Source organism: Streptomyces sp. SN-593, assembly GCF_016756395.1.
Lineage (GTDB): Bacteria > Actinomycetota > Actinomycetes > Streptomycetales > Streptomycetaceae > Actinacidiphila > Actinacidiphila reveromycinica.
Genome location: NZ_AP018365.1, coordinates 4,805,001 through 4,828,331, shown reverse-complemented (window position 1 = coordinate 4,828,331; position 23,331 = coordinate 4,805,001). Strand labels below are relative to the sequence as shown.

The following is a 23,331-nucleotide window of genomic DNA, read 5'->3' as shown; positions in this document are numbered from 1 at the left end:
AGGTCCTCGGGGTGCATGAGTTTCGGTCTCGTTGATGCTAGGTGCATCATCCGGCCGCGGCTAACCGGCGTCCACCAGTGTCGCCCATCGGACGAAGTCCCCCCGACAGGGGATGCCTCGCACAGGGTATCGATTCGGTAAGGTATACCCATCGGGGGTATAACAGGACAGAAGGGCGGGCATCGGATGGCCACGGAAGGCGTCACCGGGGAGATTGTGAAGCCGCACGGGCCGCATGGCTACAGCCACGACAAGGAGTCCCACCTCAAACGGCTGCGCAGGATCGAGGGCCAGCTGCGCGGGTTGCAGCGGATGGTCGAGGAGGACGTCTACTGCATCGACATCCTCACCCAGGTCTCGGCCAGCACCAAGGGGTTGCAGTCCTTCGCGCTCCAGCTCCTGGAGGAGCACCTGCGGCACTGCGTGGCGGCCGCCGCGGTCGGCGGCGGGCCGGAGATCGACGAGAAGGTCGCCGAGGCGACAGCGGCGATAGCGCGCCTGCTGCGCACCTGAGCACCGCGGGGCGCCGCGGTACCCGGCGTCCCCTACTTCACCCGGGCCGCGCGCACGCGGGCCACCTCCAGGACCTCGTCGATCCGGTCGAAGCTCAAGCGCTCCTCGACGGCGGCGGAAGCGGCGATCATCAGCTCGCCGCACAGATCGATCTCGGCCAGCGCCACCGGATCGTCCTGCACCGATGCCATGAGTGACGGCGCCATTCCCGCACCACCTTCTCTACGCGTCCCCGTACGCCTGCGAACGGCCGTCATCAAGCGTAGGGACCATACGCGACCCGGCGCATGGCACGGATGGACCATTTCCAGCAGGCCCGATCCGGCGGGGCCGCCTCAGGGCCGGGCAGAAACGATCTTGCCGGCCCAGATGTCGGTCCCGGCGGGCATGGTCACGGCGACCGGGGCGCCGAAGCCGTCGTAGGTCGTCGTGGAGACGACGGTCACGTCCTGGTCCGGTCCGGCGCCCGGCGTGCCCGCGGCGCCCTGGGCGGCGCCGGACGAGGCGGACGAGGCGCCTGTGCTCATCGTGAACCGCTCGGTGAGCTTGCGCAGCCGCCCCTGCGCGTCCAGCCACGCGTCGAACGGCACCCGGGTGACGGTGAAGCCCTTCGCCGCGGCGCCGAGCGGGCCGCGCACGGCGGGCGAGGCGATGCGGGCGGCCCTGGCGATGTCGGTGGTGCCCCGGAAGTGCCGCACCTGGACGCCCTGGAGCCGCTCGGTGCCGGAGTACGCCACGTCCTCGGCACCGCGCAGCAGTTCGGCGGCGGCCAGCGGTTCGGTGGCGCCGCCGGTGACCAGGTTCCCGTCGGGGAGGCGGGTGGTGTCCACCCGGACCCACTTGCCGGCGGGGACGCCCGCGCCGCGGTTCTTCATGTAGAGCGCGCCGGGCGTCATCAGCTCGGTGATCGGCTTGTGCTCCTCCTTGCCGACCGCGTCCTTGGGCAGCAGCACCACCACCTCGCCGCGCTGCTCGGCGTAGTCGAACCCGCCGGTGCCGGTGATGGTGACCCAGGTGCCGCCGCTCGCCATCCGCATCGCGGTGGCCACCTTGGAGCTGCCCGCCTCGGCCAGGGTGTCCGCGGCGTTGGTGACGGCGCGGGTCTGGGCCGCGTCCGCGGGGGTCGAGCCGGAAGCCGTGCCCGTGGCCGGGCCGCCACAGCCGGCGGTCAGCGCCGCGCACAGCAGCGCGGCGACCGCGGCGGCGGGGTGCCGCAGCGGCACGGGGGTACGGCGCGGGGGCCGGCCGCTCCGCCCGCCCCGTCGGCTCCGCCCGCGGTCCGGGCGGCGGGCGGCCGCCGCGCCGCCGTCCGCTGTCGCATTCGTCACACCCGTCGCGCGCGCCGCTGGGGTCACCGCTGCCACCATCGCCCGTCCGTCCCTGGACCCGCCCTTCCGGCTGGGTCTCACCGGGATAACGACGGTCTTGAGCGGGCCGTCACGCCCGTTACCGTGGAGTCGTGTCCGATCTCGGGTCGTCCAGCGGTGACGGTCGCGGTGACGGCGGTCACGAGGTGACCGTCGTCGAGCGAGGCGCGTTCGCGGTGGCGCGGTGCACGTGCGGCTGGAAGGGGCCCGCCCGGCGGGCCCGGGACCGCGCCCGCCGCGACGCCGCCACCCACCCCGCCTGACGACGCCCACGTCGCTCCCCGGGCCACTCGGGTCCCGTACCTCCGCCGGGCGCGCCACCCCCACCCCGCGTCCCCGCGCCGCGTGCCCCGCACCGCCCCACCCCGCGGGTCCGCCGTGGCGGGCCGCGCGGTTCCCCGCGCCCCTGCGAAGGTGCGGCTGCTCCGCAGCGCACCCCCACCCGACAACGGCGAGCACCCGCCCCGGGGGCGCGGGGAACTGCGCGCCCAACCCCCGCCGGCCCGCGCCCGGAAACCCACCGAACCCCCGCGGCGCGAACCCGAAAGGGGCGCGGGGAACTGCGCGACCAACCACCTACCAGCCCCGCAGCCGGTGAACCACCGAACCCCCGCGGCGCGAACCCGAAAGGGGCGCGGGGAACTGCGCGACCAATCACCCACCAGCCCCGCAGCCGGTGAACCACCGAACCCCCGCGGCGCGAACCCGTACCGTCGGAACGCTCCGCAACACCCCCCCCGCCCCGCGCCGCCCGAAAAAAGCTCGCAACCGGCCATACCAGTGCGGCGTCTTGGGAAGCTGAAGGTGCGGGAGTGGCGGAACACGCCCGCCTCCAGGCCCGTAGGGCCTTACGCAGGGATGGCGACGGTGAGACGCATGGGCCGGGCAGAGAACCGGAACCGGGTTGCCGGCAGGACCCCCGGAGGGGTCCCACGGCGAGCCGCACTGGCGGCGGGCGGCGGCGCGCTGGCGGCGACGCTGCTGACCGGGTGCGACGGCGACGGCGGCGGGGACGACGCGAAACCCCCCGCGTCGGCGCCGGGTTCGGCGTCCTCCGCCTCCGCGACACCGACCGCGACGCGCAGCACGGCGCCGGTGAAGCCGGACTGGACGGCGCTGGCGACGTCGCTGGACGGCACCCTGGTACGCCCGCAGGACAGCGCCTACGCACTGGACCACCGCCTGTACAACACCCGGTTCGACTCTCTCCGCCCGGCCGCGGTCGCCTACGTCACCGGCGCGGACGACATCCGCACCTGCCTGGACTTCGCCCGCCGCACCGCCACCACACCGGTGGTCCGCAGCGGCGGCCACTCCTACGCGGGCTGGTCGAGCGGCACCGGCCGGCTGATCGTGGACGTCTCGAAGCTCGACTCGATCCGGCTGGACGGCACGACCGCCACGATCGGCGCCGGCGCGAAGCTCATCGACGTCTACAACACCCTCGCCCAGCACGGCAGGACGGTGCCCGGCGGGTCCTGCCCGTCGGTGGGCGTCTCCGGGCTCGCGCTCGGCGGCGGCCACGGCGTCATGAGCCGTTCGATGGGACTGACCTGCGACAACCTCACCGGCGCGACGCTGATCACCGCGGACGGCCGCAGCCACGAGGTGTCCGCGGACGCCGAACCCGACGTCTTCTGGGCGCTGCGCGGCGCCGGCAACGGCAACTTCGGCGTGGTGACGTCCCTGACCTTCGCCACCCACCCGGTGCCCGAGGTGGTCACCGGCTACCTGACCTGGCCGTGGAGCCGAGCCGCCGACCTGGTCCGCGGCTGGCAGGGCTGGGGCCCGGACCTGCCCGACACCATATGGTCCGCCCTCGACCTGAACTGCACGGTCGGCCAGACCCCCACCGTGTCGGTCGCGTTGACCTCCACCGGCTCCCGCGACGACCTGGCCGCGGCGGCGGACCGGTTGGCCACCGCGGCCGGCTCGCCGGCCTCGTCGGTGTCGCTGCGCCCGCACACGTACGTCGACGCGATGTTCTCCTACGCCGGCTGCGAGGGGCGCAGCGCCGCCCAGTGCCACCTCGCCCCGGCGGGCAGCCTGGAGCGGGACACGTACACCGCGCGCTCGGACTTCTACGACGTGAACCTTCCGGACGGCGGCGTCGAGGCGCTGGTGGGGCAGATGCAGCGGCTCGCGGGACAGTCCGGGGGCGGGGCCGGCAGCATCGCCCTCACCGCGCTCGGCGGGGCGGTCAACCGCCCCTCCCCCACGGCCACCGCGTTCGCGCACCGGGGCTCGCGGTTCCTGGCGCAGTACCTCGCCTCCCGCGAGCTGGCGGACACGTCGTGGCTGGGCGACACGCACACGGCGATGCGGCGTTACGCCTCCGGCGGGGCGTACCAGAACTACACCGACCCGACCCTGACGGACTGGCGGACGGCGTACTACGGCCAGAACGCGGAGCGGCTGACGGCGCTGAAGAAGCAGTTGGACCCCGGCCGCCTCTTCGACTTCCCCCAGGCCCTGTGACGTCCCGCCGCCCCGCCGCCGTGCGGGAGGCGGACCGGCGCCGCGCAGCCCCCACCCTCAGCGGTTGACGGCCTGGATCTCCGTCCTGCTTGTCCAGTCACGCCCAGGTGTTGACGTTCACGCTCTGGACGTGGTCTCCGGCGTCACCACCGGGCCCTGCGGGTCGGGCCGGGTGTCACCGATGAGCACCCAGCCGTCGCGCTCCTTGAAGCACGACAGAGAGGCCGGGTCGGCACACGGCGCGCACCGGCGCCGCTCCGCGACGGGCGGTGGTAGGCCAGGGAGGAACGGATCAGGCCGCCAGGTCCTTGTCGGCGGCGCGGTGCCCCACCTCGCGCGGGCCCAGCCGCCGGGCGGCGGGCGCGGTGCGGGGCGTGGCGCGGACCAGCGCGGCGACGCGGCCGCGCGCCAGGCGGCGGGTGAGCGCGGTGAGCAGCGCGAGCGCGGGCGCGGTCAGCAGCAGGGCCGTGGCGGCGCCGAGCGCGAACCCGCCGATGACGTCGGTCGGGTAGTACGCGCCGACGTAGACGTCGCAGAACCCCTCGGCGAGCGCGGCCAGCAGCGCGATCGCGCCGAACCTGCGGTCGACGGTGAAGAGCCCGACCGCGAGCGCGGCGATCACCGCGCCGCGCACGCTGACGAAGGAGTAGCCGCCGTCGTGCACCAGCACCCGCAGGCCGTCGTGGTCGACGTAGGGCCGGGGTCTTTGCACCAGGGCCCGGATCGGCAGGTCCAGCAGCATGGCGATGCCGGCGGCCAGCCCGGACCACAGCACGCCGGCGACCGCGGCCGGCGCGTCCTCGGCACGGCGGGCCACCCGCCACCAGCACCACAGGGCGAGCACGAACGCCAAGGCGACCAGGCCGTACCCGCCGGCCCACTCGACCAGGCGGTCGACGCCGCGCGGGGCGTGCCCGGACAGGCCGTTGACCCCGCGCAGCAGGCTGACGTCGGGGTTCACGGTGTCGCCTGCGACCTTCGCCATCGGGTCCACCCCTCGTCGGGCAACGCACCTGAGCGTGCGTTCACGGTCGGCTCGTGCGCAACCCCCGTCGCTTGCGTCTCGCGCCATTCTCCCCCGTACAACGGCCGGCACACTACGTAGCGTTCCGGTCTTCGCCAGATGATCACCATGCTGTTATGCAAGGGTGACCAGGAAGAACAGTCGTACGAACGGATGTCCGCACCGCGAGGACCCCGGGGTGCGACGGCCCGTCAGGACGCCGGGGACGCCGCGGAAGCCGAGGACGTCGGGGACGCCGTCAGGACGCGGGCGACGCGGTGGGCAGCGCCTGCGCCCCGCTCTCGGTGACCCGGGTGGCCCCGATGTAGTCGGGCGAGTCGATCGGGTCGAACCGGATCACCGCGCCGGTGTGCGGCGCGTCGATCATGTACCCGCCGCCGACGTAGATCCCGACGTGGTGGATGGAGCGCGGGTCGCTCAGGTCGTAGGCGAAGAAGACGAGGTCGCCGGGAAGCAGTTCGGCCCGGCTCGGGTGCGGGCCCGCGTTCCACTGGTCGTTGGCCACCCGGGGCAGGGTCACCCCGACCGCGCGGTAGGACGCCTGCGTCAGGCCCGAGCAGTCGAACCGGCCGCCCTGCGCGGCCGTGCCCTCGCCGCCCCACAGGTACTTGGTGCCGAGCTTCGACTGGGCGTAGGTGATCGCGCCCGCGGCCTGCTGGCTGGGCTCCAGCCGCGCGACCGGCGCCGCGAAGCTCTCGGCGAGCGTGCGGATGGTCTTCACGTAGTTCTGCGTCTCGGCGTACGGCGGGACGCCGCCGGCCTGGATCACCGCGTAGGCGCCGGCGTTGTAGGAGGCGAGCATGTTGTCGGTGTTGTCGCCGGGGACGTCCTTCACATAGGCGGCGAGCTGGCAGTCGTAGGTGGCGGCCGAGGGGATCGCGTCCTGCGGGTCCCACACGTCGGCCTTGCCGTCGCCGTCGCCGTCGATGCCGTGGGTGGCCCAGGTGCCCGGGATGAACTGCGCGATGCCCTGCGCGTCGGCGCCGCTCTGCGCGTGCGCGTTCCAGCCGCTCTCCTGGTAGAGCTGTGCGGCCAGCAGCGCCGGGTTGAGCGACGGGCACAGGTTGCCCCACTTCTCGACGGTCGGCTGGTACTCCGCGGGCACCGAGCCCTTGGCCAGGGCGACCGCCTGGCTGTTCGCCCCGTCGGTCAGCCCCGCGGCCGCCGAGAAGGTGCCCACGACGAGCAGCGCGAGGAACGAGAAGCACAGGCCCAGCGCGATGATGACGACCAGCCAGATCCGGCGCACGACCCCCCACCTTTCCGATCCTCGGACGATCCCACTCTCATCGTTGCCCTACGGTGACGCTCGTGATACACACAGTAGTCGTCTGTGCTCTCGAACACCGGTCCGTTCACCAGTTTGACTGCTGCGGGCCGGATCACACGGACGATCCGCCGAGAAAGTCGCCCAGTCGACATCCAACGGCGGATTCCTCCGTCAAGATAGATGATGGCCCCTTGCGCCCCGGCGAGGGAGTCAACTGATCGAGCGGGGTGGTGAGTTACATGTATCTGGCAGCGGCGAAGGGCGACATCAACACCATCATCGGTGGCATCGCCCCGGACTGGGGACCCTTCGGTTCCCTCGGCAACGAAGCACGTGTGATGGTCGAGGTGGTCATGGCGGTGGCGATCCTGCTGTGCCTGGCCCTGGCCATCTGGGGTGCGGCCAAGCAGCGGATCGGCGCGACCGCGCTACGCGACACCTTCAGCGCGGAGCAGGGCAAGGGACTGATCATCGCCGGTCTGACCGGCGTGTTCATCATCGGTTCCCTCGGCACGCTGTTCACCATCGTCTACGGAATGGCGATCTAGCCCGGCCGGACCGGATCCGCCGGACCGCCGTCCCGGCACCCCCGGGTGCCACCGTTCTCCCCCCGGAGCCCGTCCCAGGCTCCACCGTCCCGACCGAGGCTGCGTGCTGATGCCCACTCGACCAAGCAGCGCCGTCGTCCCTTGCGACGCGCCCCGCCGCACCACGCGCCGACGCGCCGTGCCCGCGGCACCCCGGGGGGCGACCGCACGATGAGCCTCGGCCAGGACGGCCCCCCGACCCGGACCCGGATGCCCGAGGGCCACGGCACGCACGGACCGGCCGGGCGGCGCCCGCAACCGCGGCGTGCCCTGGTCACGGTGGTCGGCGTCGTCGTCGTGCTCGTCGCGGCGCTGGCGTTCGCCACCCGCGGCGGCGGGTCCTCGTCGTCCACCGACGACGCCGGCTCTGGCGGGAGCAGCGGCTCGGGCGCCGCCACGAAGGGCTCCGCCTCCGCCACCGCGCCCACCGGCGAGCGCCCCGTCACCGGGAAGTCCGGCGGCATCGCGGCCGGCTTCGCCCACACCCAGCAGGGCGCCCAGTCCGCCGCGGCCAACTACGCGGTCGCGCTGGGCGGCGTCGACATGTTCAACACCACGGCCCGGCACCGGATCGTGGCCACCGTCTACGCCCCCTCGGCGACCGCTGCCCTGCAGGGCTCGCTCGACCAGGCGTACTCCACCGGCGCGATAAAGGCCCTCGGCCTGAACCCCGACGGGTCCGCGCCGCAGGGCCTGACCCTCGTCTCGCGGACCATCCCGGTCGGCACGAAGACCACCGCGAGCACCGCGGACGCGGCCACCGTCGAGGTCTGGTGCACCGCGCTGGCCGGCCTGGCCGGCACGGACTCCACCAAGCCCGTCACGGCCTCCTGGTTCACCATCACCGAGAAGCTGGTCTGGGAACCCCCGGGCTCGGCCGGCGGCACGGGCGGGGACTGGAAGATCGCCTCGTCCAGCCAGAAGGACGGGCCCGCGCCGGTCAGCGGGGACCAGCAGATCGCCACGGCGGACCAGATCGCCGGTGCCGTACAGCAGTACGGAGGGTTCACCTATGCGAGGTAGCGCCCGCACCCGGATCCTGCCCCTGTCGGCAGCCGTGCTCGCCGTGCAGACGGTCCTGTGGACCGCCGCGACACGCGCGATGGCCGACCCCTCGGCGACCCCGACGCCGACCCCGTCCGCCTCGGGGAGCAACGACACCTGCAACCTGCTGTCGGGCCCGACGAAGGACTACTGCAACAGCGGCACCACGCCCGTCTCGCCGAAGGGCGACAGCGGCACCAGCAGCCTCGACCCCCTCACCTCCCTCGGCAAGGGCTGCGCCGAGGCCGCCTCCTGGACGATCGACAAGCTCTCCACCGCGGTGACCAAGACGACCGAGGTGGACTTCACCAACACCGAGTTCCTGCGCCAGTACGCCGTGGTCTTCGCCGCCTCGACCATCCTGACCCTGGTCCTGTGGCTGCTGGCCGTCGCCAAGCGCGCGGTGCGCGGGGTGCCGATGACCGAGGCGCTCACCGAGGCGGTCGGCTTCCTGTGGCTGACGGTGCTGGCCTCCGCCTTCACCCCGCTGGTGCTCTACACCGTGGTCTCGGCGACGGACGCGGTGACCGACGTGATCTCCTCGGGCACCAAGTCGAACACCGACGTGTTCTTCGGGTCCTTCTCCGGCGCGCTGAAGAAGGGCGACGACATCGGCGGCGGCCCGGTCATGCTGATCGTGGTCTCGCTGGTGTCGGTGCTGGCCGCCGGCGTGCTCTGGCTGGAACTGGTGATCCGCGCGGCGCTGCTGTACGTCGGCGCGCTGCTGGGCACCGCGGTCTACGCGGGCCTGGTGGACAAGAACATGTGGCACCACGTCAGGCGCTGGGCCGGCATCATGATCGCGGTGATCCTGGTGAAGCCGGTGATCGTGATCGTGCTGGGCCTGGCCGGCGCGCTGTCGGGGTCGAAGAACGGCCCGGACTCGTTCTCCGCGGTCGTCTCGGGCCTGGCGATCATCCTGCTGGCGATCTTCGCCAGCGCGATGATCTACCGCTTCGTGCCCGGCTTCGGCGACGACGTGGTCAACCTGCGCAACAACCGCAAGGCGAGCGGCCAGAGTTCCGCGGCCGCGGTGATCTCCTCGCCGGCCGCCCTGGTCCGGCAGGGCATCACCACCCACAGCGCCCGCGGCGGCCCGCAGGAGCAGGCCCAGGGCGGCGGACAGCCCTCCAACCCGGTGGCCGGCGGCATGGCCGCGCACAGCAGCCGCGGCGGCACGGGCGGCTCCTCCGGCGGCTCCGGCGGCGGTCCGGGCGGCACCGGACCGCTCAGCGGCTCCCCGTACCGGTCAGGCCCCGGCCGCGGACCGGCACCGGGTTCGAACAACGGCTCGTCCCAAGGAGGTGAGCGCCGGTGACGACCCAGCCGTTCACCCAGCCGCGCCGCACGTACCTGATCGGCAAGGCGCGGCCCAACGCCATCGTCGGCAAGAACCGCGAGACCGGCGAGATCGCGCTGATCATCGTCGGGGCGGCGCTGGGCATGATGTCCGGTCTGCTGATCCCGGTGCTGATGCTGCGCATCGTCGGCCTGGTCGGCTGGCCGGTGCTGGCCCTGGCCGCGGTCTACATGCCCTACCGGCGGCGCACGTTCTACCGCTGGTTCGAGATCAACCGGGCCTACCGGCGCACCCTGCGGGTCGCGCCCTCCTACCGCTCGTCGGCGCAGGAGGCGGGCACCGCGCTGGACGGGCGGGAGGTCGAGATCGGCCCGCCGCCGGGGATCGGCCGGATCACCTGGCTGGCCGCGCCCTTCGGGCCGGACGAGATCGCGGTGCTGCTGCACGTGGACCGCCGCACCGTCACCGCGGCGATCGAGATCGAGGGCCCGGGCGTGGGCCTGCGCGACAGCGAGGACCAGGAAGCGCTGGTGGAACGCTTCGGCACCCTGCTGAAGCACGTGGCCAACGGCGACGGCTTCGTGACGCGGCTGCAGATGCTGGCCCGCACGCTGCCGGCCGACCCGGACGCGCACGCCAAGGACGTGGCGCAGCGCGGCGAGCCGGAGGCCCCGCGCTGGCTCCAGGACTCCTACGACCAGCTCCAGTCGATGGTGTCGACCTCCTCCGAGCAGCACCGCGCCTACCTGGTGGCGTGCATGCACTTCACCCGCGAGCTGGCCGCCGAGGGCAACGCGATGGCCCGCGCGACCGTGCACCGCGGCACCCGGGTGGACAAGGACGGCGGCCTGGCCGCGGTGATGGCCCGCGAGCTCAACGACATCTGCGCCCGCCTCGCCGAGGCCGACATCCGCGTCCGCCAGCCGCTCGGCCAGGCCCGGCTGGCGTCGCTGGTGCACTCGATGTACGACCCGGACCATCCCATCGACCACATCCAGGCGATGACCCGCCGCAACGCGTGGCCCGCCGAACTGGACGCCACCGAGCCGACGTTCCTCCAGGCGAAGACCCGGGAGTCGAGCACCCGCGCGCCCTGGCACCACTCCACCGCGTGGGTCAAGGAGTGGCCGATGACGCCGGTGGGCGTCAACTTCCTGGCGCCGCTGCTGGTGCACACCCCGGACGTGATCCGCACCGTCGCGGTCTGCATGGACCTGGAGCCCACCGACGTGGCGATCGAGCGGATGCTGACGGAGAAGACCAACGACGACGCCGAGGCGAGCCGGGCCGCGAAGATGAACCGCGTGGTGGACCCGCGGGACGTCGCCCACCACGGCCGGATCGACCAACGCGGCGAGGACCTGGCCAGCGGCGCGGCCGGGGTGAACCTGGTCGGCTACATCACGGTCTCCTCGCGCTCCCCCGAAGCGCTGGCGCGCGACAAGCGCACGATCCGCGCGTCCGCGGGTAAGTCGTATCTGAAGCTCGAATGGTGCGATCGTGAACACCACCGGGCCTTCGTGAACACGTTGCCGTTCGCTACCGGCATCCGCCGCTAGCCCGCCCGGAGGAGGAGGCCACCGATGCCCATGCTGGACCCTCTGGCTGCGGTCACCGACGCGTTCACCAGCTTCCTGTTCGGCCGGGTGGAGACCACCCGGCTGCCCGTGCGCACGTCCACCGGCCAGGCGCAGGCGGTGTACCTGCCGACCGCCGCGCCCGGACTGGGCGACTCCGGGGTGATCATCGGCCGCGAGGTGTACTCCGGCAAGGGGTACATCTACGACCCGTTCCAGCTCTACGGCCAGCAGTTGCCGGCCCCGCACTGGCTGGTGCTCGGCGAGTCCGGCAACGGCAAGTCGGCGCTGGAGAAGACCTACGTGATGCGGCAGCTTCGGTTCAAGGACCGCCAGGTCGTGGTGCTCGACGCGCAGGGCGAGGACGGCGTCGGCGAGTGGAACCTGATCGCGCAGGCGCTGGGACTGACCCCGATCCGGCTGGACCCGATGGCCGCGCTGGACGGCGGGATCAAGCTCAACCCGCTGGACCCGGCGATCACCGTCACCGGGCAGCTCGCGCTGCTGCGCACCATCATCGAGGTGGCGCTCGGCCGCGGCCTGGACGAGCGGTCCGGCTTCGCGCTGAAGGTCGCGCACACCTACGTCGCGGAGTCGGTGACGGACCGCCAGCCGATCCTCGACGACATCGTGGAGCGGCTGCGGCACCCGGTGCCGGAGTCCGCCGAGGCGATGAACGTCGACCTGGACGACGTGCGCGCCTGGGGCCTGGACGTGGCGCTGGTGCTGGACCGGCTGGTCGACGGCGACCTGCGCGGGATGTTCGACGGCCCGACGAGCGCGGGCATCGACCTCGACTCGCCGCTGATCGTCTTCGACCTCTCCCACATCGACCGCAACTCGATCGCGATGCCGATCCTGATGGCGATCGTGGGCGTGTGGCTGGAGCACACCTGGATCAGGCCCGACCGGAAGAAACGCATCTTCCTGGTCGAGGAGGCCTGGCACATCATCAACTCCCCGTTCGTCGCCCAGCTCTTCCAGCGGCTGCTGAAGTTCGGCCGGCGCCTCGGCCTGTCCTTCGTGGCGGTGGTGCACCACCTGTCCGACGTGGTGGACGGCGCCGCGGCCAAGGAGGCGGCGGCGATCCTGAAGATGGCCTCCACCCGCACCATCTACGCCCAGAAGGCCGACGAGGCGAGAGCCACCGGCCGGGTGCTGGGCCTGCCGCGCTGGGCGGTGGAGATCATCCCGACCCTCACGCCCGGCATCGCGGTGTGGGACGTCAACGGCAACGTGCAGGTGGTCAAGCACCTGATCACCGAGGCGGAGCGGCCGCTGGTCTTCACCGACCGGGCGATGACGGAGTCCTCGCAGGACCACCTGGCCGGCATCGAGGCCGAGGCGGAGGCGGAGGCCGAGGCCCGCGCGGAGGCGCACGCGGCCCAGGCGGCCCTCGCCAAGCACATGGCAGACGACGCGGTGGCGTGAGGGCATGGCGGCGCGCAGGAAGGAGAACGCGGGGGGCCTGCCCGACGGACTGATCGTCGGGGTCATCGGCCTCCTGCTCGGCGTCACCCTGCTGGTGTGGACGGCGACCGGGATCGCCGGGATCCTCGCGCACGGCGGCTGGCCCCAGGGCGCGCACTTCACCCGCACCCCGCGGGCCATGCGCCACCTGGTGACCCAGCCGCACGACATGGCCGCGGCGTGGCCGCAGGTGCCGCGGGGCCGGCTGCCGGGGGCACAGTTGTTCTGGTGGGTGTTCGCCGCGCAGATCGCGGCGCTGATCGCCTTCTTCGTGTGGCTGCTGAACGCGGTGGCACGGCTGCGCGGCACGCGCCCGCAGCGCACCCGGGCACCACGCCGCCCCGCGAAGGCCGCCCGGGAGCAGGAGGCCGCCGAGGACGAGGCCCGGGACGCGGACGGGTTCGGGTACGGCGGCGGGGACGAGGCCGGCGACACCGACCCGGCCGGGGCGGAGGCCGGCCCGGGCCGCACGGATCCCGCGGAGGTGCCCGCGCCGCGCCGCCGCACCGCCCCGCCGTCCTACGCCCGCTCCGGCGACGAGAGCCTGGACGCCTGGTTCCGTACGGTGCCGCGCGCGGTGCCGCCCGGGCCGCCCGGCGCCCCCGCCGCCGAGGACGCGCCGACCACGCAGCTCCCCCCGGTGCACGCCGGGGACCTGGTGCCCGCGGGCGCGCCCGCCCCCGCGGCGCCCCCGGCGCCGGTTCCGGCCGCCGCCCCGCCGGCCGCGCTCGCCGACGGCGAACTGACCCGGACCTACGCGCTGTTCGCGGAGCCGCGCGGGGACAAGTCCAAGCGGGTGGTGCAGCCGGCCGTGCTGGCCGCCGCAGGGCCGGTGGTGGTGACCACCGCGGACACCGACACGTACCACCAGACGGCCGGGAACCGGGCGAAGCTCGGGCCGGTGCACGTCTTCGACCCGGCCCACCTGGTGGACGTGCCCGGGCGGTTGCGGTGGGCGCCACACGGCGGGTGCGAGCGCCCGGACACCGCCCGCGTACGCGCGGCCGCGCTGCTCGCGCCGCTGCGCACCGCCCGCGCCGACGAGGCGATCGTCCACGACGCGGCGGTGACGCTGCTGCGCTGCTGGCTGCACGCGGCCGCCGTGGACGGGCGGCCGTTCCGGCAGGTGCAGCGGTGGTCGGCGGGCGGCGCGAGCGCCGGCGAGGCGGTACGGGTGCTGCGCAGCGACCGCGCCGCCGCGTCCGGCTGGAGCGGCGAGCTGGAGTCGGTGCTGCACGCCCACCCCGAACGCCGCGACGCCGCCCAGGCGTTGATCCGGCGCGCCCTCGAACCGCTCAACTCGGTGCACGTCCGGGACGCCTGCACGCCCGCCAAGTCCGGGGGGCTCGACCTGGAGTCATTCACCGCCGAACGGGGAACGCTCTATGTGGTGGGCGAACGGATCGAGGACCCGCGCTCCCATCCGGGTGCGATGCCCCTGCTGACCGCACTCGTCTCCAGCGTGGTCGAGCACGGCCGGCGCATGGCCGGAAGGTCACCCGCCGGTCGGCTCGACCCACCAATGACGTTCGTCCTCGACGACGTGGCGGCGCTCGCCCCCGTCCCCGAGCTGCCCGTGCTCCTCGCCGAGGGCCACGCCGCCGGGCTGCCGACCCTCGCGGTGCTGCGCTCCCCCGAGCAGGGCACGGCCCACTGGCGGTCGCCGCTGTGGCGGCAGGCGGACATGCGGCTGGCACTCGGGGACGCCACCGCCGACGCGCTCCCGCCGGCCGTCCCGGACGCGGTCCGCATCCGCTGAGTCCGCACCCGCGCGTCCCGGTCCGACGCCGCCTCAGCCCCGCGGCCGGGGCGGGCCCACCGACTCGCGCAGCACCAGGTGCGTGCCGAGCAGGTGGCGGCTCTGCGCGGGCGCGTACGGCCCGCCGCCCGCGCCGCGGACCGCCTTCTCGGCGAGCGCCAACCGCACCGACTCCCGGCCCAGTTCGTACGACGGGATGTTGACCGTGGTCAGCGGCGGGTTGAGGTCCTGGGCGAGGCCGTCGTTGTTGTAGCCGACCACGGAGACGTCCCGCGGGGTGTGCAGGCCGAACTCGCGCAGGGCCGCCATCGCACCCGCCGCGACGTGGTCGTCACCGGCGAAGACGGCGGTGAACTCCGGGCGCCCGTCGCAGTCGGCGAGGATCTGCCGCATCACCGCGTGGCCGTCGGCCCGTCCCAGGCGCACCCGGGCGATCCGTTCCGCGGCCCGGCCGGCGCCGTGGTCGGCGAGTGCCCTGCGGTAGCCGCCGACCCGCTGCTCGATGGTGGAGTGGCCCGGCAGCGCGCCCAGGAAGAGGATGTCGCGGTGCCCGGCCGCCAGCAGGTGGCTCACCACCGCGTACGCGCCGGCCTCGTTGTCGTACTCGACGACCAGCACCGGCATGTCGGGGCCCGGGGCCGACCGCCCGCACAGCACCAGCCGGGAGCCGGCCGCGGCCAGACCCTGTGCGTACCGCGCCAGCCGGGCCCGGTAGCCCTCGTCCTCGACCACACCGCCGACCAGCACCACGAACTCCGCGCGCTGCTCGCGCATCATCTGCACCAGCGCCAGCTCGCGCGCCTCGTCGCCGCCGTGGCTGCACACCAGGCACAGCCGGCCCCGGGCGGCGGCCTCCTGCTCCACCCCCTGCGCGATGCCGGTGTAGAACGCGCTGTCCACCGAGGAGACGATCACCGCGATGGTCTTCGGGCCGGTGCCGGCCAGGGCCCGGGCCCGGCCGTCGATGACGTAGTCGAGGTCCTTCACCGCCCGCAGCACCTTCGCGCGGGCCGCGGCCGACGTGGGGTAGTTCCCGGCCAGCACCCGGGAGACGGTGGCGACGGACACGCCCGCGCGGTCGGCGACGTCCCGGATCGTGCTCCTGCCGCTGCCGCGGCCCGCCGCGCCCTGCCGCCCGCCGGACGCCGCACCCGGTCCCGCACCCGCACTCGCACCCGCACTCGGCCCTGATGAACGCTCCGCCATCTCCGCCATCCGCAGTCCCGTCGCAGCCGCCGCACACCACCGTCCCGCGGCCCAGCGTACTGGTGCCCTGCCGCCCGGCAGCCGCCCGGCGGCGGGCCCGGCACCCCGGCGAGCGGCGGCTCTCCTTCTGAACCGGTTACTACGCCAGGGCAACCAGCCGGCCCGACCACTCGGAGGGATGCGCCATGCCGGCCACCGGTCCCAAGGGCGGTTCCCACAAGGGCAAATCGGACGTGAGGGCGGATGGGCGGTGCGGAGGGCCCGTTGACGGCCCCTGGGCGGGGACCTAGGCTGCGGGGTGCGATGCAGTAACCGCTTACACGACGATCGGAGCGCTCGCTCCGACCGGCCACGCCGGGATGGGGCGAGAACGGCGGCTCCCGCGGCGCCGCCCGCACGCGACACGCTCGCGGGCACGCCCGTACCCCGGGGACGTCCGTGTCCCGATGGACGCGTGGTGCGTGCCGGACGGGTGGAATGTCCAGGGGCCGCGGGTACGACAGGGACAGCGGACGGCGGGCACCCGGCGGCACGGGTACGGTCCGGCGGCGCACGGCAGGCCCGTACGGCAGGCGGCAGGCGGCAGGCGGCAGGCGGCAGGACCACCACACGCGAGGAGCAGACATGGCGGAGCGGCCGAAGCTGGTACTGGCGATGCGGCCCGACATCCTGGACCTGGTCCTGCCCGCCCCGCTGCGCGCCCGGCTCGACGCGCTCGCCGACGTCCACCCGGACCTGGTCACCGACCTCGCCGACCCGGGCGCCGCCCGCGCGCTCGCCGACGCCCGGCTGCTGCTGACCGGGTGGGGCTGCCCGGTGCTCGACGCCGAGGCCCTTGACCGCATGCCCCGGCTGGCCGCCGCCGTCCACGCGGCCGGCAGCGTGCGCCACCACGCCACCCCGGCGGTATGGGCGCGCGGCATCGCCGTCTCCTCGGCCGCCGACGCCAACGCGGCGCCGGTCGTCGAGTACACCATGGCCACGATCTGGCTCGCCTCCCACCGCGCGCTCGGCACCGCCGCGGCGTACGTCACCGGGCGCGAGCCCGTCTTCCACCTGCGGCAGGGGGCCGACGGCGCGACCGTCGGCGTGATCGGCGCCTCCCGGATCGGACGGGGCGTCATCGGCCGCCTCGTCGGCGCCGCGGCGGGCTTCCAAGTGCTGCTGGCCGACCCCTACGTCGGCGCGGCGGAGGCGGACGCCCTCGGGGCCACCCTCGTCGGCCTCGACGACCTGTGCCGGCGCAGCGACATCGTCACCGTGCACGCCCCCGACCTGCCCGAGACGCGGCACCTGCTCGACGCGGACCGGCTCGCCCTGCTGCGGGACGGCGCGGCCGTCATCAACAGCGCGCGGGGCCGGCTCGTGGACACCGACGCCCTCGCCCGCGAGTGCGGGACCGGGCGGATCGACGCCTACCTCGATGTCACCGAACCCGAGCCGCTCCCCGCCGGGCACCCGCTGCTGCTCCTGCGGAACGTCCTGGTCACCCCGCACATCGCGGGATGCCAGGGCAGCGAGGTCCAACGGCTCGGCGGCTACGCGGTCGACGAGGTCGAGCGGTGGATCACCGGGCAGCCGCTGCGCGGCAGGGTGCAGGCGGCGGACCTCGCGCGGATAGCGTGACGCCGCAGCCCGTACCGAGCCCGTTGACCTCCGCCCGGCGGACCTCGCGCGGACAGCGTGACGCGCCCCGGGCGGCGCGCATCGGCCGGAGCCCTGCCGCCGCCCCCTGCCTCCAACCCCCTCCCGCAAAACTGCCGATTCTGCAATCTTGCCGTTGCGGCACGATTGCCCTAGGGTCGGCGCATGGCACCCGCAGAGGAACCCGGCCTGCGTGAACGCAAGAAGCGGGAGACCCGCGTCGCGCTGAGCCAGGCGGCGATCCGCCTGTGCGTCCTGCACGGCTGGCCGAACGTGACGGTGGACCGGATCGCCGCGGAGGCGAACGTCTCCGTCCGCACGTTCCGCAACTACTTCTCCGGCAAGGCGGAGGCGATCGCGGCCAGCCACGTGGAGCGCATGCACCGCGTCGCGGACGAGCTGCTGGCCCGCCCGGCCGGCGAACCCCTGTGGGACGCGCTGCTCCACGCCGTGCTGAGCCAGTTCGCCCCGCCGGAGGGCGCGGCGCCGCAGGAGGAGCGCTGGCGCGAGGGGGTGCGGCTGATGCTCGCCGAACCCGCGCTCGCCGGCGAGATCGTGAAGGCCAACGCGGCGGCCCAGCAGGAGCTGGTGGCAGCCGTCGCGCGACGCACCGGGACGGACCCCGAGCGCGACGTGTACCCGAAGCTGGTCGCGGCCGTGGTGGCCGCCGGCAGCGCGACGGCCGTCGAACACGGCCTGCGCGCGCCCGAACCCGTACCGCTCGGCGCGGTCCTGACCGAGGTCTTCGACCGGTTGGCCGCCGGCCTGCCGGTCCCGTAGCGGAGCGGCGGGAGCGGCGCGCCCGGCGCCGCCCCCGCGTCCGCCCACCCCGAGGAGACATGACGACCGTGACCGCCGATGTGATCATCGTGGGGGGCGGACCGAACGGTCTGATGCTCGCCTGTGAGCTGGCCCTGTCCGGCATCCGCCCGACCGTGCTGGAACGACTGCCGCGCCCCGGCACGGAACCGAAGGCCAACGGCCTGCTCGGCCAGGTGGTGCGCCTGGCCGACCACCGCGGCCTGCACGAACCGCTCAGCGGCAGCCCGGAACCTCCGCGGCCGAACTCCGCGTACTTCATGTTCGCCGCGATGGCCCTCGACCTCGGACTGCTGGACGCCAGCCCGGTATACGGCTTGGCCGTCCCGCAGCAGCGCGTCGTCCAGGTACTGGAGGAGCGCGCCCACGCACTCGGCGTCGACCTGCGGCGCGACCACCGGGTCACCTCCGTCGCCCAGGACGGGGAGGCGGTCACCCTCGACGTCACCGGGCCCGGCGGCGACCGGCGGCTCCGCGCCCGGTACGTGGTCGGCGCCGACGGCGCGCACAGCGTCGTCCGCAAGCTCTCCGGGATCGGCTTCCCCGGCGTCAGCTACGACCACCGCACCAACCGGACCGCCCACGTCACCCTCCCGGCCGGGCGGGTCGACCCGGCCGACGGCTCTCTCACCGTCCCCGGGCACCCCCCGATCCGGCCCTTCCTGCCGCACCGCACCGAGCACGGCGGCTTCTCCTACGCGCCCTTCCCCGGCCAGCCGCCCCTGGTCAGCACCACGGAGTGGGACCAGCCCGCCGCGGACGGACCGATGACCCTGGCCGAGATGGAGACGAGCGTCCGCCGCGTCCTCGGCGCCGACCTGCCGCTCGCCCCGCCGGACGGCCCCGGCCCGCACGTGCTGCGCCGGGTGGACGGCGGCAACACCCGCGTCGCCGACCGGTTCCGCGACCGCCGCGTCTTCCTCGTCGGCGACGCGGCCCACGTCTACACCTCCGGCGGCGGCCCCGGGCTCAACCTCGGCCTCCAGGACGCGGCCAACCTCGGCTGGAAGCTCGCCGCCGCGCTGCGCGGCGCCGCCCCCGCCGGCCTGCTCGACAGCTACGACGCCGAGCGCCGCCAGGCCGCCCGCCGCATGGTGCTGAACGCCGAGGCGCAGTCCGCCCTCACCGCGCCCGGCAGCGACACCACCGCGCTGCGGGAGCTCTTCACCGAACTGCTCACCCGCAAGCAGGTCGTCCAGCACCTCGCCGACCTCACCGCCGGCACCGACGTCCGCTACGCCATGGGGCTGTCCGACCCGCACCCCGCGGTCGGGTACTTCGCGCCGGAGCTGACGCTGCTCACCGCCACGGGCCCCACGCGGCTCGCCGACCTCGCGCGTACCGGGCGGCCGTTGCTGATCGATCTGACGGCGGACCACGTACTGGCGGCCGCTCTGGGGGACGCACCGGCCGGCGTCGACCTCGTCACCGCGGAGGAAGCCGTGCCGTCCGGCGACGTCACCGGGCTCCTCGTCCGCCCCGACGGCTACACGGCCTGGGCCTGCTCCTCCCCCGCTCCGAGCGCCGACGACCTCGCCGCCCTGCGCGCGTCCCTCGACCGCTGGTTCACCGCCCCGGCTCCCGGCCGGATGGACCTGGCCGGCAGGACGGCTGACGCGGGCTGACCGGGAAGGGGGTACGCCGGGCAGGAGACCCGGACGACCGGCCACGGCGGTGCTGCGGCCGGCCATCGGGGTCCAGCCTCCGCGCGCAGCCGCCCGGGAGCGGCCGCACGCGGGACGCGTCCTAGTCCCCGCCCCCGGAACCCCCGCCGTCACCGCCACCGCCTTCCCCGCCGCTGCCGGAGCCGCCCCCGTAGCCGCCGGAACCACCCCCGTCGCCGCCTCCGTCGCCTCCGCCGTCCCCACTGCCGTCACCTCCGTCCGAACCTCCGCCATAGCCGCCGGACGCGGAAGAACCGCCGTCGCTGCCGCCGTAGCCGCCGTCCGAGGAGGCGCCGTAGCCGCCGTCGGAGGAGGAACCGCCACCCGCCGAAGCGGAAGCGCCCGAGTCGCCCCCGTAAGCGCCGTCGGAGGAGGAACCGTCGGACGAAGCGCCGTCGGCGGAAGCTCCGTCCGTGGCCCCGTCCGCCGCCCCGTCATCGCCCGAACTGCCCGTGGCGGCGGCCGCGGCCGTGCCGTCGTCGCCCGGCGCGGACGCGGCCGCCGCATCACCGGCGGGCGCGGCGGGGGCGGCCGGGGCGGCGTCGGCAGGCGCGGAGGCCGGAGCGGAATCGGCGGGTGCCGAGGCCGCCGGGGCCGACGCCGGCGCGGAATCAGCAGGTGCCGACGGCGGCGCCGCGTCGGCCGGAGCTGACGCCGAGGCCGCCGGGGCCGAACTCGACGTCGTGGTCGCGCCCCAGGGCGATCCCAGCGTCGCGCCGGGCGTGCCGGCTATCGCGCCGCTGTACGCGCTGGCCGACACGCTGGTGCCGGGCGGGCCGGAGATGCCAGCAGGCGCGGCACCGGGCGCCTGGGCGGTCGCGGTCCCGCCGTCGGGCGCGGAGGCGGTTGCCGACGACACCCCGCCGAACGGGCCGCCGATCCCCGTCGAGGTCGCGGAGGTCGGACCGGACGTGCTGGTCGCGGACGCCTGCGCCTGGCTCCCGCCGGCGTCGGTGCCGGCGGCGGAGGTACCGGCCGCGGACGTGCTCGCGGACGCGCCGCTCACCCCGACACCTGCCTTGCCCGCGCTGCCGAGCGGGCCCGCGGCCGTACTGGCCGAGGTCGTACCGCTGGCGCCGGAGGCCGAGGCGGAGGAAGCGACCGCACCCGAGCTCGCGTTGGCACCCGAGAAGCCGCCGCCGTCCGTACTCGCGGAGGCCGCGGTCCCGTTCCCGCTGGACCCGCTCGTCGCGCCGGCGCTCCGCGCGCCGCCGGACGCCTCGGCGGAGGAGGTCCCGCTGCCGGTCGAGGCGTTGGCGTCAGCCCCCGCCCCGCTGCCGGTCGCGGTGGCGTCGCCGACCGACAACCCGCCGCTCGGGCCGGACTTGGACGCGCCGACCCCGGCCGAGTTCGTGCCGCTGCCGTACGACGACGCCCCGGCGCCGGTCTTCCCGTCCCCGACGCTCATCCCGGCCGACGCAGGGGCACCGTTGGAGCTGTTCCCGAAAGCCCCGCCGATCCCGATCGCCCCGGACTGCGGACCGCCCCCGGCCCCGCCCAGTCCGGCCCGCCCACTGCTGTCGCTGCCGTACGATCCCGCGCGGGCCCCGCCGTCCGCACCGGACGGGTCGGCGAGCGCGCCACCGGTCAGGTGCACCATCCCCACCACCGACGCAACTGTCAGGATCGACGCGCGCCGCAGCGCCTTCCCGCTCGTGCCCGCCCGTGCTCTGCCGCGGGCCGCCGTCGCGTCCTGCTCCGCGCCGGAGGCCCGCCGCGGACGCTCCTCACCCTCTGACGGACTCCCGGCTGAACTCCCGGACGACGCGGCTGTTCCCATGCGCGGTCTCCTGGTCGTCCTCCCGGCTGACGGTCTCAGGGACGGTCGAGCGCCAACTCGTACTCGGTGTAGGAGACGTCGACGGGCGAGCGCATCGTCCTGCCGGTCCGCCCGAAGCCGAGCCGCCGGTAGAACGCCTCGGCCCGCGGGTTCTTCTCGTGCACCCAGAGGTGGAGCCGGTCGGCCCGCTGCCACCCCCAGTCCAGGGCGACGGCGAGCAGCCGGTCGGCCACACCGAGGCCGCGGGCCTCGGGCACCAGGTAGACGGCGTTGACGCAGAAGTAGCCGGGCCGCTCCTCGACCACCACCGCCATCCCGACCCAGCGCTCCTCGACGGGCGCGCCACCGTCGGCCCCCGCAACTCCCTTGCCCACCGCGACGAACTGCTGCGAGCCGACTCCCGACGCCCGCTGCTGCCACCGGTCGTCGCCCAGGACCGACTCCTCCGCGTACGTCCTCGCGAACGCCAGCGGAGCGACCGGATCCCGGAGCGACGCCAACCGCAGGTCCCTGCTCCGCCGCCACTCGGCCGGCAGTACCGGCCGTATCTCGTACTCCATGGACGGACCATACAACGCAAAAAAGCTCGGGTCCCCCGATGAATCGGGGGACCCGAGCTGAATGATTGTTCGGCGGTGTCCTACTCTCCCACAGGGTCCCCCCTGCAGTACCATCGGCGCTGAAAGGCTTAGCTTCCGGGTTCGGAATGTGACCGGGCGTTTCCCTAACGCTATGACCACCGAAACACTATGAAACTCTCCACACCCACACACCACACACCCGGTTCTCAACAGGCAATGGCATGTGGGTAGCTGGTTGTTTCAGAACCACACAGTGGACGCGAGCACACATGGACAAGCCCTCGGCCTATTAGTACCGGTCAGCTCCACCCCTCACGAGGCTTCCACATCCGGCCTATCAACCCAGTCGTCTACTGGGAGCCTTACCCCATCAAGTGGGTGGGAGCCCTCATCTCGAAGCAGGCTTCCCGCTTAGATGCTTTCAGCGGTTATCCCTCCCGAACGTAGCCAACCAGCCATGCCCTTGGCAGAACAACTGGCACACCAGAGGTTCGTCCGTCCCGGTCCTCTCGTACTAGGGACAGCCCTTCTCAAGACTCCAACGCGCGCAGCGGATAGGGACCGAACTGTCTCACGACGTTCTAAACCCAGCTCGCGTACCGCTTTAATGGGCGAACAGCCCAACCCTTGGGACCGACTCCAGCCCCAGGATGCGACGAGCCGACATCGAGGTGCCAAACCATCCCGTCGATATGGACTCTTGGGGAAGATCAGCCTGTTATCCCCGGGGTACCTTTTATCCGTTGAGCGACGGCGCTTCCACAAGCCACCGCCGGATCACTAGTCCCTACTTTCGTACCTGCTCGACCCGTCAGTCTCACAGTCAAGCTCCCTTGTGCACTTACACTCAACACCTGATTGCCAACCAGGCTGAGGGAACCTTTGGGCGCCTCCGTTACCCTTTAGGAGGCAACCGCCCCAGTTAAACTACCCACCAGACACTGTCCCTGATCCGGATCACGGACCGAGGTTAGACATCCAGCACGACCAGAGTGGTATTTCAACGACGACTCCCACCAAGCTGGCGCTCGATGATCAAAGTCTCCCACCTATCCTACACAAGCCGAACCGAACACCAATATCAAGCTATAGTAAAGGTCCCGGGGTCTTTCCGTCCTGCTGCGCGAAACGAGCATCTTTACTCGTAGTGCAATTTCACCGGGCCTATGGTTGAGACAGTCGAGAAGTCGTTACGCCATTCGTGCAGGTCGGAACTTACCCGACAAGGAATTTCGCTACCTTAGGATG

The 23,331-nt window shown here is 73.7% G+C and carries 19 protein-coding genes and 2 rRNA genes (1 of these 21 cut by a window edge); 12 read left to right on the top strand and 9 right to left on the bottom strand.

Translation table 11 applies throughout. The features are described from left to right. Positions 1-186 precede the first annotated feature (186 nt). Complete coding sequence (locus tag RVR_RS20200) at positions 187-513, top strand: metal-sensitive transcriptional regulator (RefSeq protein WP_202235180.1); 327 nt, start codon at positions 187-189, stop codon at positions 511-513. Between the two features lie 32 nt (positions 514-545). Here the strand turns inward: RVR_RS20200 and RVR_RS20195 are convergent, their stop codons facing one another. Together RVR_RS20195 and RVR_RS20190 are read right to left on the bottom strand one after the other, a co-directional pair. Further along, positions 546-719, bottom strand: coding sequence for a hypothetical protein (locus tag RVR_RS20195; RefSeq protein ID WP_202235179.1), 174 nt, complete (start codon positions 717-719; stop codon positions 546-548). A gap of 129 nt (positions 720-848) precedes the next feature. After that, positions 849-1,736 carry an SCO4651 family lipoprotein gene (locus RVR_RS20190; RefSeq protein ID WP_202235178.1) on the bottom strand — a complete coding sequence of 296 codons (888 nt, stop codon included), beginning with the start codon at positions 1,734-1,736 and terminating at the stop codon, positions 849-851. Positions 1,737-1,972: 236 nt separating this feature from the next. Between RVR_RS20190 and RVR_RS20185 the strand changes: the two genes are divergently transcribed. Further along, positions 1,973-2,143, top strand: a complete 171-nt coding sequence (locus RVR_RS20185) for a hypothetical protein (RefSeq protein WP_202239701.1) — start codon at positions 1,973-1,975, stop codon at positions 2,141-2,143. A 613-nt stretch (positions 2,144-2,756) separates the two neighbouring features. Next, positions 2,757-4,358, top strand: a complete 1,602-nt coding sequence (locus RVR_RS20180) for an FAD-binding oxidoreductase (protein ID WP_202235177.1) — start codon at positions 2,757-2,759, stop codon at positions 4,356-4,358. Between the two features lie 292 nt (positions 4,359-4,650). Here RVR_RS20180 and RVR_RS20175 read toward each other — a convergent pair whose 3' ends face one another. Both RVR_RS20175 and RVR_RS20170 read right to left on the bottom strand, forming a co-directional pair. Beyond that, entirely contained in the window at positions 4,651-5,343 is a 693-nt protein-coding gene (locus RVR_RS20175) for a phosphatase PAP2 family protein (protein WP_202235176.1), read from the bottom strand. Positions 5,344-5,620: 277 nt separating this feature from the next. After that, on the bottom strand, positions 5,621-6,631 hold the full coding sequence (locus RVR_RS20170; RefSeq protein WP_202235175.1) for a bifunctional lytic transglycosylase/C40 family peptidase: 1,011 nt from the start codon (positions 6,629-6,631) through the stop codon (positions 5,621-5,623). Positions 6,632-6,891: 260 nt separating this feature from the next. Between RVR_RS20170 and RVR_RS20165 the strand changes: the two genes are divergently transcribed. The 6 genes from RVR_RS20165 (at position 6,892) to RVR_RS20140 (ending at position 14,389) form a co-directional block, all read left to right on the top strand. Further along, a complete protein-coding gene (locus RVR_RS20165; protein ID WP_202238823.1) occupies positions 6,892-7,200 on the top strand; it encodes a hypothetical protein in 309 nt (102 codons plus the stop codon). 210 nt (positions 7,201-7,410) lie between these two features. Beyond that, positions 7,411-8,262: a hypothetical protein gene (locus RVR_RS20160; protein ID WP_202235174.1), complete on the top strand. Its 852-nt coding sequence runs from the start codon at positions 7,411-7,413 to the stop codon at positions 8,260-8,262. Beyond that, complete coding sequence (locus RVR_RS20155) at positions 8,252-9,601, top strand: hypothetical protein (protein WP_202235173.1); 1,350 nt, start codon at positions 8,252-8,254, stop codon at positions 9,599-9,601. The genes RVR_RS20160 and RVR_RS20155 overlap by 11 nt, the downstream gene beginning before the upstream one ends. Beyond that, a complete protein-coding gene (locus tag RVR_RS20150; RefSeq protein WP_202235172.1) occupies positions 9,598-11,142 on the top strand; it encodes an SCO6880 family protein in 1,545 nt (514 codons plus the stop codon). Before RVR_RS20155 ends, RVR_RS20150 begins: the two co-directional genes overlap by 4 nt. 30 nt (positions 11,143-11,172) lie before the next feature. Beyond that, entirely contained in the window at positions 11,173-12,591 is a 1,419-nt protein-coding gene (locus RVR_RS20145; RefSeq protein WP_202238812.1) for an ATP-binding protein, read from the top strand. A gap of 4 nt (positions 12,592-12,595) precedes the next feature. Further along, positions 12,596-14,389, top strand: coding sequence for a type IV secretory system conjugative DNA transfer family protein (locus RVR_RS20140; RefSeq protein ID WP_202235171.1), 1,794 nt, complete (start codon positions 12,596-12,598; stop codon positions 14,387-14,389). Positions 14,390-14,422: 33 nt separating this feature from the next. On the opposite strand, the gene RVR_RS20135 is transcribed toward RVR_RS20140, so the two are convergent. Further along, positions 14,423-15,595, bottom strand: coding sequence for a LacI family DNA-binding transcriptional regulator (locus RVR_RS20135; protein WP_202235170.1), 1,173 nt, complete (start codon positions 15,593-15,595; stop codon positions 14,423-14,425). Between the two features lie 624 nt (positions 15,596-16,219). On the opposite strand from RVR_RS20135, the gene RVR_RS20130 reads away from it, so the two are divergent. From RVR_RS20130 to RVR_RS20120, 3 genes are all read left to right on the top strand, one after another. Beyond that, on the top strand, positions 16,220-17,221 hold the full coding sequence (locus RVR_RS20130) for a hydroxyacid dehydrogenase (RefSeq protein WP_237404869.1): 1,002 nt from the start codon (positions 16,220-16,222) through the stop codon (positions 17,219-17,221). A 183-nt stretch (positions 17,222-17,404) separates the two neighbouring features. After that, positions 17,405-18,019, top strand: a complete 615-nt coding sequence (locus tag RVR_RS20125) for a TetR/AcrR family transcriptional regulator (RefSeq protein WP_202235169.1) — start codon at positions 17,405-17,407, stop codon at positions 18,017-18,019. Positions 18,020-18,078: 59 nt separating this feature from the next. Continuing rightward, positions 18,079-19,683 carry an FAD-dependent monooxygenase gene (locus RVR_RS20120; protein ID WP_237404868.1) on the top strand — a complete coding sequence of 535 codons (1,605 nt, stop codon included), beginning with the start codon at positions 18,079-18,081 and terminating at the stop codon, positions 19,681-19,683. 121 nt (positions 19,684-19,804) lie between these two features. On the opposite strand, the gene RVR_RS20115 is transcribed toward RVR_RS20120, so the two are convergent. The 4 genes from RVR_RS20115 to RVR_RS20100 form a co-directional block, all read right to left on the bottom strand. Then, on the bottom strand, positions 19,805-21,502 hold the full coding sequence (locus RVR_RS20115) for a hypothetical protein (protein WP_202235168.1): 1,698 nt from the start codon (positions 21,500-21,502) through the stop codon (positions 19,805-19,807). Positions 21,503-21,537: 35 nt separating this feature from the next. Next, positions 21,538-22,062 carry a GNAT family N-acetyltransferase gene (locus tag RVR_RS20110; protein WP_202235167.1) on the bottom strand — a complete coding sequence of 175 codons (525 nt, stop codon included), beginning with the start codon at positions 22,060-22,062 and terminating at the stop codon, positions 21,538-21,540. A 67-nt stretch (positions 22,063-22,129) separates the two neighbouring features. Continuing rightward, positions 22,130-22,246 (bottom strand): 5S ribosomal RNA (gene rrf, locus RVR_RS20105). Positions 22,247-22,352: 106 nt separating this feature from the next. Beyond that, a 23S ribosomal RNA gene (locus tag RVR_RS20100) occupies positions 22,353-23,331 on the bottom strand; it runs 2,147 nt beyond the window's last position.

What these genes read in the sequence shown, in the direction of transcription:
- RVR_RS20120 (WP_237404868.1), top strand. Translation starts at nt 18,079, where the DNA reads ATGACGACCGTGACCGCCGATGTGATCATCGTGGGGGGCGGACCGAAC.
- RVR_RS20115 (WP_202235168.1), bottom strand. Translation starts at nt 21,502, where the DNA reads ATGGGAACAGCCGCGTCGTCCGGGAGTTCAGCCGGGAGTCCGTCAGAG.
- RVR_RS20155 (WP_202235173.1), top strand. Translation starts at nt 8,252, where the DNA reads ATGCGAGGTAGCGCCCGCACCCGGATCCTGCCCCTGTCGGCAGCCGTG.
- RVR_RS20200 (WP_202235180.1), top strand. Translation starts at nt 187, where the DNA reads ATGGCCACGGAAGGCGTCACCGGGGAGATTGTGAAGCCGCACGGGCCG.
- RVR_RS20110 (WP_202235167.1), bottom strand. Translation starts at nt 22,062, where the DNA reads ATGGAGTACGAGATACGGCCGGTACTGCCGGCCGAGTGGCGGCGGAGC.
- RVR_RS20180 (WP_202235177.1), top strand. Translation starts at nt 2,757, where the DNA reads ATGGGCCGGGCAGAGAACCGGAACCGGGTTGCCGGCAGGACCCCCGGA.
- RVR_RS20145 (WP_202238812.1), top strand. Translation starts at nt 11,173, where the DNA reads ATGCTGGACCCTCTGGCTGCGGTCACCGACGCGTTCACCAGCTTCCTG.
- RVR_RS20140 (WP_202235171.1), top strand. Translation starts at nt 12,596, where the DNA reads ATGGCGGCGCGCAGGAAGGAGAACGCGGGGGGCCTGCCCGACGGACTG.
- RVR_RS20165 (WP_202238823.1), top strand. Translation starts at nt 6,892, where the DNA reads ATGTATCTGGCAGCGGCGAAGGGCGACATCAACACCATCATCGGTGGC.
- RVR_RS20175 (WP_202235176.1), bottom strand. Translation starts at nt 5,343, where the DNA reads ATGGCGAAGGTCGCAGGCGACACCGTGAACCCCGACGTCAGCCTGCTG.
- RVR_RS20195 (WP_202235179.1), bottom strand. Translation starts at nt 719, where the DNA reads ATGGCGCCGTCACTCATGGCATCGGTGCAGGACGATCCGGTGGCGCTG.
- RVR_RS20125 (WP_202235169.1), top strand. Translation starts at nt 17,405, where the DNA reads ATGGCACCCGCAGAGGAACCCGGCCTGCGTGAACGCAAGAAGCGGGAG.
- RVR_RS20130 (WP_237404869.1), top strand. Translation starts at nt 16,220, where the DNA reads ATGGCGGAGCGGCCGAAGCTGGTACTGGCGATGCGGCCCGACATCCTG.
- RVR_RS20160 (WP_202235174.1), top strand. Translation starts at nt 7,411, where the DNA reads ATGAGCCTCGGCCAGGACGGCCCCCCGACCCGGACCCGGATGCCCGAG.
- RVR_RS20135 (WP_202235170.1), bottom strand. Translation starts at nt 15,595, where the DNA reads ATGGCGGAGCGTTCATCAGGGCCGAGTGCGGGTGCGAGTGCGGGTGCG.